We start from the raw sequence: 14,433 nt of genomic DNA, 5'->3' as shown, positions 1-14,433 counted from the left end.
GCACTGTCACCGGCCCACGCCACGTAGCCGTCGGGACGGACGAGCATCGCCGGTCCGTCGTCGCGGCGCCGCGCGCGAGTGTCGAGCATTTCGAGCGTGCGTGCGTGCACGCCGAAAGCTCGGCTGAGTGGTGACACCGCGTCATGTTTCTCCAGCACGACGACGGACTTTCCTGCCGACGCCAGCTCGCCTGCCATGGTGCATCCGGCGGGTCCGGCTCCGACGACCACGACATCCACGGTGTCCATGACGGCCTCCTGGGCTTGGGTCAACGGTTGTCGACTTCGACGCTGAACCGGGTCCGCATCCCGGTCAACGCCTGTTGACTCGACCCGGGAATTCAGCGAGTTTTCACCATTCGTGCAGGTACAAAAACCGCACTGTTCGCGGTGTTGCAGTACACACCCGAAAAAGTCGCATCCGCGATGCGCAATTACTACCGTCTGTCGTATGCAGCTGACGCGCTTCACGGACCTCGGACTGCGAGCGTTGATGCTGCTCGCAGCCGCGTCCGACGACGGGCGCCGGGTCACCACACGATCCATCGCCACGAATGTTCACGCGTCCGAGCATCACGTCGCCAAAGCCGTCACCCAGTTGGCCGAACTGGGTCTCGTCGAGTCGCAACGCGGACGCGGCGGCGGACTGTCCCTCACTGCCCAGGGACGAACCGCGACGGTGGGACAGGTCGTCCGCCGACTCGAGGGTGACGCGGACGTCGTCGACTGCGTCGGCACGCGCCCGTGCCCACTGCTTCCTGCGTGCAGACTGCGTCGTGCACTCGCGGACGCGAAGGAAGCGTTCTACCGCGAACTCGACGGTCACACGATCGGCGATCTGACCGACAACGCCGTCCTCCCTCTGATTTCTTCACTTCCCCTCCTGCCCGGCACCGCCGGACGCTGAGCCCGAAAGGCCCCGTAGCCATGACCGAGACGACCCATGCCCACACCCCGGTGACGCCCTCGGCGCCGGACGAACTCGACGAGCATCACGCGGCCGTCATCCGCGCGACGCTTCCGCTCGTCGGCGCCAACATCGACGCGATCACGACGGAGTTCTACCGCCGCTTGTTCGAGGCCCACCCGTCGCTGAAGCAGAACCTGTTCAACCGCGGGAATCAGGCTCGCGGCGCCCAACAGCGCGCTCTCGCAGGCGCAGTCGCGACTTTCGCGACACACCTCGTCGACCCCGATCTGCCGCACCCCGTCGAGTTGCTCTCGCGCATCGGGCACAAGCACGCGTCGCTCGGAATCACGGCCGACCAGTACAGCGTCGTACACGAGAACCTCTTTGCAGCGATCGTCGAAATCCTCGGCGCCGACGTCGTTTCGGCCGACGTGGCGGCCGCATGGGACCGGGTCTACTGGATGATGGCGGATACGCTGATCGACCTGGAACGACGCCTGTACGAGATCGCCGGCGTCGAGGCCGGGGACGTGTTCCGACGCGTCACCGTCACCGAACGCGTCGACGACCCGTCCGGTGCCGTGTCGATCTCCGTCGAAGACCCGGCGGTTTCGCTGCCTGATTTCACTGCGGCACAGTATGTTTCGGTCGGCGTGACGCTTCCCGACGGCGCACGGCAGCTGCGTCAGTACAGCCTCGTCGGTGCACCCGCCACCGGTGTGTGGACGTTCACGGTCAAGCCTGTCGACAACGAGGGCACGCCCGCGGGCGAGGTGTCCACCTGGATTCGCGACCACCTGCGCGTCGGCGACACGATCGACGTCACGTTGCCGTTCGGCGACCTGGCCTCGGGAACACTCGGATCGCGTCCTGTGGTGCTCGTGTCGGCGGGCATCGGCATCACACCGATGATCGGCATTCTCGAATTCCTTGCCGCCGAAGCGAAGACCTGTGAGGTGTTGTCGCTGCACGCCGATCGTTCGGAGCAGACACACCCTTTGCGTGAGCGGCACGCACAGCTGATCTCGGAACTGCCGTCGGCGTCGCTCGATGTCTGGTACGAGCAGCGCGGCCTGATGGATCTGAGTGAGACCGCGTTCCCCGACGACGCCGAGTTCTACCTGTGCGGCAACGTCGGGTTCACCCGGTCGGCTCGAGACCAGCTGACACTGCGCGGGATCCCCGGGGAGCGCGTGCACACCGAACTCTTCGCGCCGGACGACTGGCTGGTCTGAGCCGACGCCTCGGTCAACATCCGTTGACGCACGAGGACGTCGTCCGGTGGGTCGACCCGACGTCACGCGGTATCTGACCGACTAGACCCGGTCAGGAAACGCGCGCCGGGAGACGACGGCGATGATCAAGCCGCACGCGAGAACCCCGGCAGCGACCCATGCCAGGTTCGACACCCCCAGAGCGGGAAGCAACGCCGCCCCGATCGCCGCGCCGGCCGCGATCCCGATGTTCGACGACGCGTTCACCCACGCACCGGCCAGTTCCGGTGACGTCGCGTGTGTGCGCACCGCGGACGACTGGTAGATCGACGGCACACCGCCGAACGCACCGTTCCACATCGCTGCCGCGATCACGACGGCGATCGCCGACGGATGGGCCCACCCCACGGCGAGCACGCCGATCGACACGATGGACAGGATCACGACGGTGGTCCGACGCGGATTGCGATCCAGCATCTGGCCGGCGAACCACAGTCCGGCCAGGCCGCACGCTCCGCAGACGAGCAACAGGGGTCCGATGGCCGAATTGCTCACTCCCGCAGCGAGGAACAGCAGGCTGATATAGGTGTACAGAATGTACTGTCCGACGTAGGTGACGGCGTTCGACGACACGACGGCCGTCAATTGGCGCCGACCCGCACCGACACCGTCGGGCCGCTCGGGAGTCTCCGACGTGACCGGCGGAAGGAAGCGGGCAACCAACACGAGCGTGATCGCCGACGCCACCGCAAGAACCACGAACGCCGCTCGCCACCCCATGGCCGTGCCCAGTGACGTCGACACCGGGACGCCGAGCACGAATCCGACCGACGCGCCGCCCGTCGCGATCGCCAACGCCTTGCCGACCTGGCCGCGGTCGACCAGCCGAGGTGCATAGCCGATGCACAGCGAGAAGAACAGGGCGTGTGCGGCGCCGCCGATCGCGCGTCCACCGACGACGACTGCGAAGGTCGGCGCCGCCGCCACCACGGCATTGCTGACGACGTACCCCGCAATCGTGGCCAGCAGCAACGGCTTTCGCGGCAACGACCGCGTCAGGATGGTCATCGGCACGGCCAACAGAGCGACCATTCCGGCGTAGAGGCTCACGAGCAGACCCGCCGTCGACTCGTCGACGGAGAACCCGGAGCCGATGGCGGGCAACAACCCGACCGGGAGCATCTCCGTCGTCACCGCAAGGCAGGACGCGACGGCAAGCGAGATCAAGCCGGGGAGCGTGGCCCGGACTGTTCGGGCACCACCGCCCGCGGCATGAGTCGTCGTCATGCGTTCTGAATATACTCAGCCGCCGAGTTTAATCAAGTGCGATGATGACGGCGATGAGTCGACCACAGGACAGCACCGCCGCACGCTGGCACGGAGCCGCCCAACTCGTCGGACTCGTGCGCGCCGAACCGGGCATCACCCGAGCGACCGCCGCGCAGAGGCTCGGCATCAGCAGCGGCGGGGCCACCGATCTCGTTGCCCGCCTTCGTGCCCATGAACTGCTCGACGAGGTTCCGGCTCCGAGCAAAGGGCGTGGGCGTCCGACGACGGTGCTGCAGCCACACGCGCGTGGGCCGCTCGTCATCGCCGCCGACCTACGTCCGAAAGACTGGAGTCTGGCGCTGGCCGACATCGGCGGGCAGCCGAAATTCGTCACCCCGACGCCCCTCGACTCGCCCGATCCGGCACAGCTCGTCGCGGAGGTCGCGTCCGCAATTCGCGACGCGTACGACCGTGAACCGGGCCGGGTTCGGGCGGTGTCGGTGTCGGTTGCGGGCACCGTCAGCGACGACAGGCTCGTTCAATTCACGCCGCGCGGGTGGTCCGACGTGGATCTCAGCCCACTGACCGCCGCCCTCCCCCGCCACCTCGACATACCGTTGCTGATCGGGAACGACGCCACGCTGGCGGGCTTGGCCGAGGCGAGAACCGGTGCGGCACACGGCGCCGGGACCGCGTTGCATCTGATGATCGGCGTCGGACTGGGAGGCGCGTTGGTCGTCGACGGCGTTCCAGCGATGGGCGCGCACGGCGCGGCAGGCGAGTACGGCCACATCCCGTTCGGTGACCCCTCCCAGGTGTGTCCCTGTGGCGCGCAGGGCTGCTGGGACCTGACGATCGACGGCCGCGCCCTCGCGCGGCACATCGGGGAAAAGGCGCCCGTAGATCCGATCGCGTACGCACGCGGCATCGCCGGGGGGAACAAACTGTCCGACAACAGGATTCGCGGCGCATTCGACGCCGTCGCGACCTCCATCGGGCGTGGCATCGCGGGCCTGGTCAATCTGCACGACCCCGACGTCGTCACGCTCGGCGGGCTCGCCCCGACACTGCGGGGAGCCGCGTCGGACAGCTTCGACGCGGCATACCGGCAGGGCCTCATGGCTTTTCGTAAGAATGCAGCGCCGCCCGTTCTCGACGGCCTCCACGGCGACGACGGGCCTTTGCATGGCGCCGTCGCAATCGGACTCGATCACGTGACGTCGGAGCAGTCGCTGGCGGAGTGGGCTCGGCAGTAGGCGCTACTTCTTCTGGGGGTCGTGGCCCCAGTTCATCAGCGAGTACCGCCACGGTGTGTCGCTGACATCGCCCTTGGGCCTCTGCGCGGAATGCCGATTGATGTACCCGACGACTTTCCGCATGTGCTTGTAGTCGTCGTCCGTCAGATCGGCTTTCTTCGTATGCAGGATGTCGACGATGCGACGGCCACTTTCGTGACCGGTGGATTCGCCACCGTCCTTCTTCTGCCCGACGTCTTTCGACTCGTCCGTCTTCAGAAACTTCTCGAGCTCGCCCGCGGTCATGTTGACCGCGTCCTTGAAGTCCTTCCAGGTGTCCTCGTGGTCGTCGGCCATGGTCAGGACTTCTTCTTCAGCGCCGACGGCTTGTGCACGGCGTCCTTGCCGGACTTGTCGCTCTCGACGCGGTATTGAGGTTCGTCCTTCGACGCCTTGACGGTCCGGCCTGCGGCTTCCTTCTCCGAGGTGATCTTCTCCTTGACCTCACCCTCGGCCGTGCTGCCGTGGCTTTTCCATTCGACCTTGTCGCCATTGTGGAACTCGTCTTTGCTCATGGGGTCACGGCTACCCGTCCGCGCGAGATCTACTCCCCTGTTGTGCGGTTTCGACGCTTCGAGGCACACATCAGGAGGGTAGATTTCGCCGCGATCCACCGAGTCGCGCCGCCTGGGTCGCCAGGTGACGCCGCTCGGCGAGGGTGGTCGCAGCCTCCGCCGCCTCGGCGAACAGCGTCGCAGCGGTCTCGAGATCGCCCGCCTTCTCGTGCAGGTACGCCGACGCCGCGGCATAACGCGGCACACCTGGATCGATCCGCGCGAGCGCTGCAAGACCCGCCGCAGGACCGTCGGCCTCGCCGACCGCGACTGCGCGATTGAGTCCGACGACGGGGCTGTCGGTGATCGCCTGCAGCTCGTCGTACCACTCCACGATCTGGACCCAGTCGGTCTCGTCGGCGCGAGGCGCGTCGGCATGCAGCGCGGCGATCGCGGCCTGTGCCTGGAACTCGCCGAGTCGATCGCGTCGCAACGCCTTCTGCAGGATGTCGACGCCGTCGGCGATCATCGTCGTGTCCCACAGGCTGCGGTCTTGCTCGGCCAAGGGCACCAACGTGCCGTCGCTGCGCGTCCGGGCCGGCCGCCGAGCATGATGCAGCAACATCAACGCCAGCAGTCCGGCGGTTTCCTCGTCGTCGGACATGGTGTGCAACTGCCTCGTCAAGCGGATGGCTTCCGACGCGAGGTCGACGTCGCCGCTGTAGCCCTCGTTGAAGATCAGGTACAGCACCCGGCGGACGGTCGCAGGATCGCCCGGTTCGTCGAATCGGACGTCCGAGACGGTCTTCTTCGCGCGGCTGATGCGTTGTGCCATCGTCGTCTTCGGGACGAGGTAGGCCGCCGCGATCTGTTCGGTCGTCAGACCACCGACGGCCCGCAACGTCAGCGCGACCGCGGACGCCGAGCTCAGCGACGGGTGCGCACACAGGAAGAACAGATGCAGTGTGTCGTCGCGACTCTCGGCCGGGCCCGGCGGCGGCTCGGCGTCGACGCGTAGCTCGCGCTCGCGTCGAGACATCTCGGATCGGTGAGCGTCGAGAAACTTGCGCCACGCGACGGTGACGAGCCAGCCCTTCGGATCTGCAGGCGTTCTGTCGGGCCAGGATTTGAAAGCCTGCAGCAGCGCCTCCTGAACGGCGTCCTCGGCCGTCGCGAAATCGAGTCCGCGACGGACGAGCACACCGATCACTGCGGGAGTGAGCTCCCGGAGCAGCTGTTCGTTCATGTCACTCGGTGACGGTCGGGGGCACACCCATCAACGGACGAACTTCGAGCCACTCGTGGATCGGCTTGCCGTGTGCGCCGGGCGCGGCAGACAGTTCGCCTGCGAGTTCGAGGGCGCGGTCGTAGGTGTCGACGTCGATGATCATGAACCCGGCGATCAGGTCCTTCGTCTCGGCGAACGGCCCGTCGGTCACAGGCGGCTTACCCTCGCCGTCGTAGCGGACCCAGGCGCCCTCGGAGGACAGCGCATGGCTGGCGACGAACTCACCGGTTCCGCGAAGCTTGTCCGCGAAATCTTCCATGTACTGCATGTGCGCATCCACCTCGTCGGGTGCCCACTGGTCCATCGGGACGTCGTTCACTGCCTCGGGGGCGCCGCGGTAATGCTTCAGGAACAGGTACTTCGCCATGACTGTCTCCTTCGGTATCGGGCAGCCCCTGTGGCTGCATCCACCCCTGGGACGGAGCCGAAGGACCGTTGTCGACATGGTTCCAGAACTTTTTTTCGTTTCGGGCGGTCACACGGGCCGCGCTTTCCTACGATCGACGTGCGGGGCCAGCATGTCGATGATCGGCGATGTCCGCCGTCGGCGATGATTTTCGGTCTCGCTGCGTGTCTCGATAGATGTCGTAGAACTGCGAATATTTCGAACCGACTCGACTGTGGAGATGACGATGACTACTCGACTCAACCCGTACCTCGGCTTCCGAGGCGACGCGCGCACCGCAATGGAGTTCTACCAGGGTGTCTTCGGCGGCGAACTGACGATGAACACGTTCGCCGAGTTCGGCGCCAGCGACGACCCTGCCGACAAGGACCAGATCATGCACAGCCAGCTCGAGACACCGAACGGGCTGACGCTGATGGGCGCGGACACCCCGGCTAGCATGCCTCTCGACGTCGGCAACAACGTCTCGGTCTCGCTCAGCGGTGAGGACGAAGCCGAACTGACCGGCTACTGGGACAAGCTCGCCGTCGGCGCCCAGAACACGATGGGACTGAACAAGGCGCCGTGGGGCGACACCTTCGGGATGCTCACCGACAAGTTCGGCATCAACTGGATGGTGAACATCTCCGGGTAGCCCTGCTCTACGGTAGGTTCCTTCACCGACACCCGTCACTCGGATCGTCCGGCACGTTCCTGCCGGTGAAGGGATCTACTTTCTCATGGCTTCGATTACTTTCGACCGTGCCACCAGGCTGTTTCCAGGTTCCGACGCGCCCGCCGTGGACGCGTTGGACCTCGAGATCGCCGACGGCGAATTCCTCGTCCTCGTCGGCCCATCGGGTTGCGGCAAATCGACGTCTCTGCGCATGCTCGCGGGCCTCGAGGAGGTCGACAGCGGCCGAATCCTCATCGGCGGCAACGACGTCACGCACGCCGAGCCCAAGGAACGCGACATCGCGATGGTGTTCCAGAACTACGCGCTGTACCCGCACATGAGCGTCGCCGAGAACATGGGCTTCGCCCTCAAGCTCGCCAAGGCGAGCAAGGAGGAAATCCGTACGCGGGTCCTCGAAGCCGCCAAGCTGCTCGACCTCGAGCAGTACCTCGACCGCAAGCCCAAGGCACTGTCCGGCGGTCAGCGTCAGCGAGTTGCCATGGGACGGGCCATCGTTCGCCAGCCGCAGGTATTCCTGATGGACGAGCCGTTGTCGAACCTCGACGCCAAACTGCGCGTCCAGACGCGTACGCAGATCGCACAATTGCAACGCAGACTCGCCACCACGACCGTCTACGTCACGCACGATCAGGTCGAAGCCATGACGATGGGCGACCGCGTCGCAGTGCTGAAGGGCGGGGTCCTGCAGCAGTGCGCGTCACCGCGTGAGCTGTACCGGACTCCGGCCAACGTCTTCGTCGCCGGCTTCATGGGATCACCGTCGATGAACCTGTTCCGAGTCCCTGTCGCCGACGGCGGAGTCCGCATCGGCAACCAGGTCGTTCCCGTGTCCCGCGCCGCGCTGGCCGGATCCACGGGCGCCGACGTCGTCTTCGGTATTCGCCCGGAGCACGTCGAGATCTCCGAGTCCGGACTGAAGCTCGAGATCGACGTCGTCGAGGAACTCGGTTCGGAGGCCTTCGTCTTCGGGCGGGCGGACATCAACGGATCGCCGCAGACCATCGTCGCCCGCGCCGACTGGCGTGACCCGCCGCAGAAGGGCGAGGTCGTGCACATCCGGTTCGACGAGGCGCACGCACACGTCTTCGACGGCGCCGGGGATGGTGTGCGGCTGAGCTGACGGCTCCGCCTTCGACACCGAGGGGCGCCTTCGGTCACTCTGAGTGACCGAAGGCGTCATTCGCTCCGATCAGACTCGACGTCCACCCAGATGCTCGGCGAAGAACCTCTCCACCGCACGGTAGAAGCCGATGCTGTTCTCCGGGTTGACGAAGCCGTGCCCCTCGTCGTCGTACACGATGTAGTCGATGTCGACTCCCCGAGCCCGCAGCCGTTCGACGACGTTGTCGGACTCGGCCTTCACGACACGGGCATCGTTGGCGCCCTGGGCGATCAACAGCGGCGTGGTGATGTCGTCGAGCCGGGTGATGGGCGAACGCGCGAGCATGTCCGCTTCCTGCTCGGGAATCGCCGGGTCGCCGACGTACAGGTACCAGTTGTTGACCAGGCCGGGACGCGCGAAGGCCGGCTGAGTCCGCATGAAATTGGCCAGGTCCGAAATTCCCACGTAGTCGACGGACGCAGCGAAGACGTCTGGCGTGAATGCGGCACCGACGAGCGCCGCGTACCCGCCATAGGATCCGCCCATGATCGCGACGCGATCCCTGTCCGCGTATCCCTGAGTAATGGCCCATTCGACGCCGTCGATCAGATCGTCGTGCATCTTGCCGGCGAATTCACCGATCGCGGCCTGGGTATGCGCCTTCCCGTACCCGGTCGATCCGCGAAAGTTGACCTGCAGCACCGCATATCCGCGATTGGCCAGGAATTGCACGATCGGCACGTACCTCCAGGCGTCGCGGTACCACGGACCGCCGTGGACCAGAAGAATCATCGGCAAACCCACAGGTTCGACGCCGACCGGAAGTGTCAGGTACGACGGCAGTTCCAGTCCGTCACGGGCGGTAATCGTCACCGGGGTCATCGGCGCCATGTCGTCGGGATTCAGATGCGGGTAGGGACGGAACAACTTTCGGCTCTCGCCCGTCGTGTGGTCGTAGTAGTAGGTCACTCCGGGATCTCGGTCGTGCGTGAACGCCACCACCCACTTTCGGCCACTGTCGTCCGAGGACATCGCGCCGATATCGCCGTCGGACAACGCATTCAGATTCTTCACGACCTCGGCGAACTCCGAGTCGAACGTGTGTATCACCTGCCGTTCGCCGAGGTAGCGGGCTCCGATCAACTCACCCGCCTTGTCGAAGATCAGCGGTGACTCCACCTGTTCGACGGCTCGGCGAGCAGCATCCAGTTCCAGCGTCGGATGACTGTCGACGACAGTCTCCTCTCCCGTGTCCAGGTCGACGCGGTTCAGCCGAGTGAGATCGCTGTCGGTCGTCGACGCGATCCACAATCCCGTGCCGTCGGCCGTGGGGTGGGTGACGCCGACGCCCATCGGATAGTCGGCTCCGTCGAACGTCGTCACGTGCTGGACGACGTCCGAGCCCTTCTTTCGACGCGCAATGTTCATGCCGCCCTGCGCAGTCATCTCGAAGAGCAGGAGATCGCCCCCGACGCCGGGGGTCCAGGACTGGCCGGGCCCGGGGCTCTCGCCGATCATCGTCAATTCACCTGTGGCGATCTCGAGTTCGTACAGATCGAACGCCGCCAGGTCGCGGGCATTCATGAGCAGCGTGACGACGCCCTCCTTCTCGCGCGAGCGTTCCAGCGCGTAGACCCGCGATCCAGGAAACGGCGTCAGGTCGACGGCATCGGCGTCGGGATCGTCGAGGTCGACGCGAAAGACGTGATGGTTTTCGTCACCACCCGAATCCTGAAGGTACAGAAGCCACCGCGGGTTGTCCGTCCAGTGGTAGTCGAGCACGCTCCGAACGTCGTCGGCCGTCACACATCTTGCGTCGTCGTTGCCGTCGACATCCTGAACCCACACGTTGAGGCGGTTCTTCCATGGGGCCAGGAAGGCAATTCTGTTGCCGTCCGGCGAGATCGACGCTCCGGTCCGTGCCGGGGGTCCGAAGAAGTCGTCGAGGGAAATCAGTTCGGGTGCGTTCATCATTCTTCCTTCCATTTCTCTTCTCGGTTCTGGGGTTTCGGTATGGCCGCATGTCGGTCGCGAGGCGCATGGGGTCGATCTCAGGACGCGGCCCAGATCGTTTCGAGATCCAGAATCTTGTTGTGACGCAACGTCAGGACACGTTCGGTCGCTGCGAGAATGCCTGCGACGACCAGCGTCGTGTTGGCCCAGGCGGGTAATTGGATCGGCGACACGAATGTGCCGAACTGTTCTGCGACCATCGGTACCTTCGTTGCGATCTCGAGCGCGAACGACGCGGCCAGTACGAGGTTGACGACCAGAATGGCGATCGCTGCCCAGCCGATCGCGCGACTGAGCCTCGGGTGGCGACGATCGAAGCGTCGGCGACGGTACTCCAGCGTGCCGGGGACAGGTGCGAGTCTGCGGCCGGTACCGTCGTCGGACACGAAATCGACTCGCGTGACGCCGTACAGCGAGACCGCCACCTCGATGGTGCCGCCGTCGATCTCGATGGAGGCGGGCAGGTCGTTCGTGGTGGCGAGGTATCCGTTCTCGTACAGCTGGACCGTGTCGTCCTCGGACAGCGAGTCCACCTCGACGGTGTACAGGATGGGCACGCCAGCCGATGACGGCCGCTCCAGCGTGTACAGATACCGGTTCAGCACCTGCCACGGCCTGAACGGACTCAGGCGCTTCGCGGGCGTAGGTTGCTCGTTCACGCTGTACAGAGTCGTCGGTACGCCGCATTCTCGACAGTGCACACACGCACGAGTTCTGGTTACAGCATCACGGGTGGAGCATGACATCTGTCATGAGGATGCCCGGCTCAACGGAATTACGCGATGGTTCGGTTGCGCTGCAACGGTTTACGTGCGGCAGTTCGGGGCAGGGTTTCCGGGCAGCACTGTAGGCGGCACACGTCGGGCTTCGTGTGTGCCGCTGGGCGCGGATGTAGTTGTCGACCGGCTCAGCTGGGGCGGGCCGTCCTGCAGCCCACCACCCCAGCCGCCGCCGAATCAGGCGGCCGGTGGATCGGCCTCCTCACCAACCGAATTCGGCCCGCCCGCAGATCCTCTACCGCCCGACACCCCGGTCGCCGGCTGCCCAACGGGTGTTCCCGCATCGGACCGGGTGGCGTGATCGTCGCGAATGTCATCGAAAAGCTCGGGCTGGACGGGATCGGACTGGAGGGTCTCAGGCTGGACGGTCTCGGGCTGGCAGGTAGCGGACTGAAGGGTCTCGGGCTGGACGGTCTCGGGCTGGCAGGTCGCGCGCGTGTCCGCCTCGGACACAGGCACACCCGACGCAGGGCTATCCGGCGCGGGCATGTCCGGTAGCGGAACCTCAGGGCAGGGATAGATGTATTCGTTCGGGTGATGAAAATGATTGACCCGCCCCCTCCGGCTCGGATCGATCGACGCCGGCGCATGCCACAACGTACGCCCCGGATAGGGATGGTTTGCGCCGGCTTTCGTTGTCGCCCAATCGTTGTTCCCCGGCCCCACCAACCGATGATGCTGATCGCAGCCAAACGTCAAATCCTCGATATCGGTATTACCGCCGGCCGCCCACTCCTTGACGTGATGGACCTGCGACCACGTCGCCGGACGAGTGCAGCCCGGAAAGCTACAACCCCGATCGGCTGCGATCAGCACGATCCGCTGATCCTCCGACGCAATCCGCTTGGTCCGCCGCAACTGCAACGGCCGCTCCTGCTCATCGAACAACACCAGATAGTGATGCGCGTGCGAGGCCATTCGAATGGCATCCCGCATCTTCACCAACGACCCCGTCGCCGTCTGAATCACCCCAGGTTTGATGCCGCTTCCTTCTGAGTCAGGAAGGATGAGCACATGCCTAAGAAGATCGATCCGGAGGTCCGTGCGCGGGCGTTGCGGTTGTTGGAGACCCACGGCGGGGAGTACCCGTCGATGACTGCTGCGGCCGAGGCCATAGCTAAGCAGGTCGGTGTGGGCCAGGAGACGGTGCGCCGCTGGGCGGTGCAAGCCCAGATCGACGCCGGCGACCGGACCGGAACCACCTCGGCCGAGGCCGCCGAGATCAAACGACTCAAGGCCGAGAACAAGCAGTTACGCGAGGACGTCGCGATCTTGAAAGCGGCGACGACTTTCTTCGCGGGGGAACTCGACCCCCGCAATCGATGATCATAGCGTTCATAGATTCGTTGCGCGCCAATGGTTTTGCGGTCGAGTCGGTCTGCCGGACCCTACGTGGTCAGGGGTGTCAGATCGCCGCGAGAACCTACCGAGCATGGCGGACACGCAAACCCGCTGCGCGCACCGTATCCGACGCCCACGTCGTCGATGCCGTTCGCGATGCCGCCTGGCGCACCGACACCGACGGTCGGCGCCGGATGAACCCGGAGGGCTTGTATGGGCGGGTGAAGATGCGCGCTCATCTGGACCGAACAGTCACCCCAGGTGTCTCGTACGGTTCGGTGGATCGTGCAATGAAGTTGTTGTCGCTCAATGGTGTTCGGCGAGCGAAGGGCATCAGAACCACCATTCGTTCCGCGGACGGTGTCCGGGCGGGAGATCTACTGAACCGGCAGTTCCGGGCGGACGAACCCAACCGGGTATGGGTTACTGACTTCACATAATGGGGTGGTCGGCACCGTATGCGACACGAAAAGACGACTGGCAGGTGGTCACTGAGATTTTACCGACCGGGGCGCAGTCTGAGGTGGTGAGCTGCTGGAAGGTGACCACTACCCGAGACAGTACGGACCGCACCCCAAGGTCTGAACGTAGACGGTGGCCCTGCCGGTCGTTCGAGGTACGTGATCGGCTTGTGAGATGCCGCGCCACCGAGCGCTGTCCATTAGGTCGCCGCACCACCTCGAGCTCACGGGATGAAGAAGTAAACCGTCTAGCGGGGAGGGGCAGCACATGGCACTGACCGTCGGGATCGACTGGGCCGAGATCCACCACGACGTCGCCATCATGAACACCGAAGGAACAATGCTCGCGCGCGCCAGGATCGACACCGGTGCAACCGGATTCATTGAACTGCTCGACCTGATCGCATCGCACGGCGGCACCGTGGAGGACACCCCGGTCGCCATCGAAACCGACAAGAACCTGCTCGTCGTCGCACTCGCCGACGCCGGATTCACCGTCTACCCGATCAACCCGAGGGCCGTCGCCCGGTACCGCGAACGGCACGGACAAGCAGGCGGGAAATCCGATCCCGGCGACGCCGCGATCCTGGCGAACATTCTGCGCACCGACCGGGAGGCGCATCGAACGCTTCCGGCAACGACTGAACACGCGCGCGCGGTCAAAGCCCTGGCCCGCCAACACCAAGAAGCTTTGTGGGCACTGCATCAGACACTGAGCCGGCTGCGGTCGGTCTTCCTAGAATTCTATCCCGCAGCGCTGCACGCGTTTCCGAATCAGAAGCACAAAGCAGCGCTGACCGTGTTGGCCGCGGTACCCACACCGTCCGCCGGCCGCGCCCTCACCAAACGAAAGCTCATTGCCTTGCTGCACCGCGCGGGACGTCGCAACGACGAGAAGTTGGTCGAACAGATCTTGACCGACCTGCACGCCCCCGCATTGACCCAGCCACCCGAGGTCGAGGATGCACTCGGGCATGCGGTCACCGGACTCCTCGGCATCGTCGCCGCGATGCACACAGCCGTGGAATCACTGGAAAAGCAACTCGCCGATGTCTTCGACACGCATCCGCTCGCCCCGATCCTCAAATCCGTACCCGGACTCGGGACTGTGCTGAGCGGACGGATCCTCGCCGAAATCGGCGACGACCCAAAACGTTTCGAAAGCGCAGCCGGATTGCGAGCCTTC

14 protein-coding genes and 2 pseudogenes are annotated in these 14,433 nt (G+C 65.2%); 7 read left to right on the top strand and 9 right to left on the bottom strand.

What is annotated here, in order from left to right; all coding sequences use genetic code 11:
• Positions 1–17: 17 nt before the first annotated feature.
• A pseudogene (locus RhoFasB10_RS26590) lies at positions 18–248 on the bottom strand (FAD-dependent oxidoreductase); the annotation flags it as partial.
• Between the two features lie 202 nt (positions 249–450).
• Here RhoFasB10_RS26590 and RhoFasB10_RS05690 point away from each other — a divergent pair.
• Both RhoFasB10_RS05690 and RhoFasB10_RS05685 read left to right on the top strand, forming a co-directional pair.
• A complete protein-coding gene (locus tag RhoFasB10_RS05690) occupies positions 451–906 on the top strand; it encodes an Rrf2 family transcriptional regulator (RefSeq protein ID WP_068425202.1) in 456 nt (151 codons plus the stop codon).
• A gap of 20 nt (positions 907–926) precedes the next feature.
• Complete coding sequence (locus tag RhoFasB10_RS05685) at positions 927–2,144, top strand: globin domain-containing protein (RefSeq protein WP_068425205.1); 1,218 nt, start codon at positions 927–929, stop codon at positions 2,142–2,144.
• A gap of 81 nt (positions 2,145–2,225) precedes the next feature.
• On the opposite strand, the gene RhoFasB10_RS05680 is transcribed toward RhoFasB10_RS05685, so the two are convergent.
• Complete coding sequence (locus tag RhoFasB10_RS05680) at positions 2,226–3,410, bottom strand: MFS transporter (RefSeq protein WP_068425208.1); 1,185 nt, start codon at positions 3,408–3,410, stop codon at positions 2,226–2,228.
• Positions 3,411–3,463: 53 nt separating this feature from the next.
• On the opposite strand from RhoFasB10_RS05680, the gene RhoFasB10_RS05675 reads away from it, so the two are divergent.
• Positions 3,464–4,648: an ROK family transcriptional regulator gene (locus tag RhoFasB10_RS05675; RefSeq protein ID WP_240930926.1), complete on the top strand. Its 1,185-nt coding sequence runs from the start codon at positions 3,464–3,466 to the stop codon at positions 4,646–4,648.
• 3 nt (positions 4,649–4,651) lie between these two features.
• Here the strand turns inward: RhoFasB10_RS05675 and RhoFasB10_RS05670 are convergent, their stop codons facing one another.
• The 4 genes from RhoFasB10_RS05670 to RhoFasB10_RS05655 all read right to left on the bottom strand — a co-directional run bounded on the left by RhoFasB10_RS05670 (position 4,652) and on the right by RhoFasB10_RS05655 (position 6,836).
• The gene (locus RhoFasB10_RS05670; protein WP_068425210.1) at positions 4,652–4,984 is read right to left on the bottom strand and encodes a DUF3140 domain-containing protein; all 333 of its coding nucleotides are present in this window, start codon (positions 4,982–4,984) and stop codon (positions 4,652–4,654) included.
• A gap of 2 nt (positions 4,985–4,986) precedes the next feature.
• Complete coding sequence (locus RhoFasB10_RS05665; protein ID WP_068425219.1) at positions 4,987–5,202, bottom strand: DUF2945 domain-containing protein; 216 nt, start codon at positions 5,200–5,202, stop codon at positions 4,987–4,989.
• Positions 5,203–5,272: 70 nt separating this feature from the next.
• On the bottom strand, positions 5,273–6,427 hold the full coding sequence (locus RhoFasB10_RS05660; RefSeq protein ID WP_068425221.1) for a DUF6596 domain-containing protein: 1,155 nt from the start codon (positions 6,425–6,427) through the stop codon (positions 5,273–5,275).
• A 1-nt stretch (position 6,428) separates the two neighbouring features.
• Positions 6,429–6,836, bottom strand: coding sequence for a YciI family protein (locus tag RhoFasB10_RS05655; protein WP_068425223.1), 408 nt, complete (start codon positions 6,834–6,836; stop codon positions 6,429–6,431).
• A gap of 265 nt (positions 6,837–7,101) precedes the next feature.
• Between RhoFasB10_RS05655 and RhoFasB10_RS05650 the strand changes: the two genes are divergently transcribed.
• Together RhoFasB10_RS05650 and ugpC are read left to right on the top strand one after the other, a co-directional pair.
• Complete coding sequence (locus RhoFasB10_RS05650) at positions 7,102–7,509, top strand: VOC family protein (RefSeq protein WP_068426161.1); 408 nt, start codon at positions 7,102–7,104, stop codon at positions 7,507–7,509.
• Positions 7,510–7,594: 85 nt separating this feature from the next.
• Complete coding sequence (ugpC, locus tag RhoFasB10_RS05645) at positions 7,595–8,671, top strand: sn-glycerol-3-phosphate ABC transporter ATP-binding protein UgpC (RefSeq protein ID WP_068425226.1); 1,077 nt, start codon at positions 7,595–7,597, stop codon at positions 8,669–8,671.
• A gap of 69 nt (positions 8,672–8,740) precedes the next feature.
• Here ugpC and RhoFasB10_RS05640 read toward each other — a convergent pair whose 3' ends face one another.
• The 3 genes from RhoFasB10_RS05640 to RhoFasB10_RS26260 all read right to left on the bottom strand — a co-directional run bounded on the left by RhoFasB10_RS05640 (position 8,741) and on the right by RhoFasB10_RS26260 (position 12,459).
• Positions 8,741–10,624 (bottom strand): S9 family peptidase, encoded by a 1,884-nt coding sequence (locus tag RhoFasB10_RS05640; RefSeq protein ID WP_068426162.1) that lies wholly within the window; start codon positions 10,622–10,624, stop codon positions 8,741–8,743.
• An 80-nt stretch (positions 10,625–10,704) separates the two neighbouring features.
• A complete protein-coding gene (locus tag RhoFasB10_RS05635; protein ID WP_084423706.1) occupies positions 10,705–11,325 on the bottom strand; it encodes a hypothetical protein in 621 nt (206 codons plus the stop codon).
• 297 nt (positions 11,326–11,622) lie between these two features.
• Positions 11,623–12,459, bottom strand: coding sequence for a DUF222 domain-containing protein (locus RhoFasB10_RS26260; RefSeq protein WP_346764358.1), 837 nt, complete (start codon positions 12,457–12,459; stop codon positions 11,623–11,625).
• Between RhoFasB10_RS26260 and RhoFasB10_RS26255 the strand changes: the two are divergent.
• Both RhoFasB10_RS26255 and RhoFasB10_RS05620 read left to right on the top strand, forming a co-directional pair.
• A pseudogene (locus tag RhoFasB10_RS26255) lies at positions 12,460–13,223 on the top strand (IS3 family transposase); the annotation flags it as partial. It lies immediately after the preceding gene.
• A gap of 292 nt (positions 13,224–13,515) precedes the next feature.
• Positions 13,516–14,433 (top strand): transposase (locus RhoFasB10_RS05620; RefSeq protein ID WP_167675538.1); only part of this gene is annotated, 918 nt, incomplete at its 3' end.

This window comes from Rhodococcus sp. B10 (assembly GCF_011770055.1).
Classification (GTDB): Bacteria; Actinomycetota; Actinomycetes; order Mycobacteriales; family Mycobacteriaceae; genus Rhodococcoides; species Rhodococcoides kyotonensis_B.
Note: the sequence above shows the minus strand (reverse complement) of the source record. Positions and strands in the feature narration are given on the sequence as shown.

Excerpts from the sequence above, each read along its gene's own strand:
- RhoFasB10_RS05690 (WP_068425202.1), top strand. The coding sequence starts at position 451 with ATGCAGCTGACGCGCTTCACGGACCTCGGACTGCGAGCGTTGATGCTG.
- RhoFasB10_RS05685 (WP_068425205.1), top strand. The coding sequence starts at position 927 with ATGACCGAGACGACCCATGCCCACACCCCGGTGACGCCCTCGGCGCCG.
- RhoFasB10_RS05680 (WP_068425208.1), bottom strand. The coding sequence starts at position 3,410 with ATGACGACGACTCATGCCGCGGGCGGTGGTGCCCGAACAGTCCGGGCC.
- RhoFasB10_RS05675 (WP_240930926.1), top strand. The coding sequence starts at position 3,464 with ATGAGTCGACCACAGGACAGCACCGCCGCACGCTGGCACGGAGCCGCC.
- RhoFasB10_RS05670 (WP_068425210.1), bottom strand. The coding sequence starts at position 4,984 with ATGGCCGACGACCACGAGGACACCTGGAAGGACTTCAAGGACGCGGTC.
- RhoFasB10_RS05665 (WP_068425219.1), bottom strand. The coding sequence starts at position 5,202 with ATGAGCAAAGACGAGTTCCACAATGGCGACAAGGTCGAATGGAAAAGC.
- RhoFasB10_RS05660 (WP_068425221.1), bottom strand. The coding sequence starts at position 6,427 with ATGAACGAACAGCTGCTCCGGGAGCTCACTCCCGCAGTGATCGGTGTG.
- RhoFasB10_RS05655 (WP_068425223.1), bottom strand. The coding sequence starts at position 6,836 with ATGGCGAAGTACCTGTTCCTGAAGCATTACCGCGGCGCCCCCGAGGCA.
- RhoFasB10_RS05650 (WP_068426161.1), top strand. The coding sequence starts at position 7,102 with ATGACTACTCGACTCAACCCGTACCTCGGCTTCCGAGGCGACGCGCGC.
- ugpC (WP_068425226.1), top strand. The coding sequence starts at position 7,595 with ATGGCTTCGATTACTTTCGACCGTGCCACCAGGCTGTTTCCAGGTTCC.
- RhoFasB10_RS05640 (WP_068426162.1), bottom strand. The coding sequence starts at position 10,624 with ATGAACGCACCCGAACTGATTTCCCTCGACGACTTCTTCGGACCCCCG.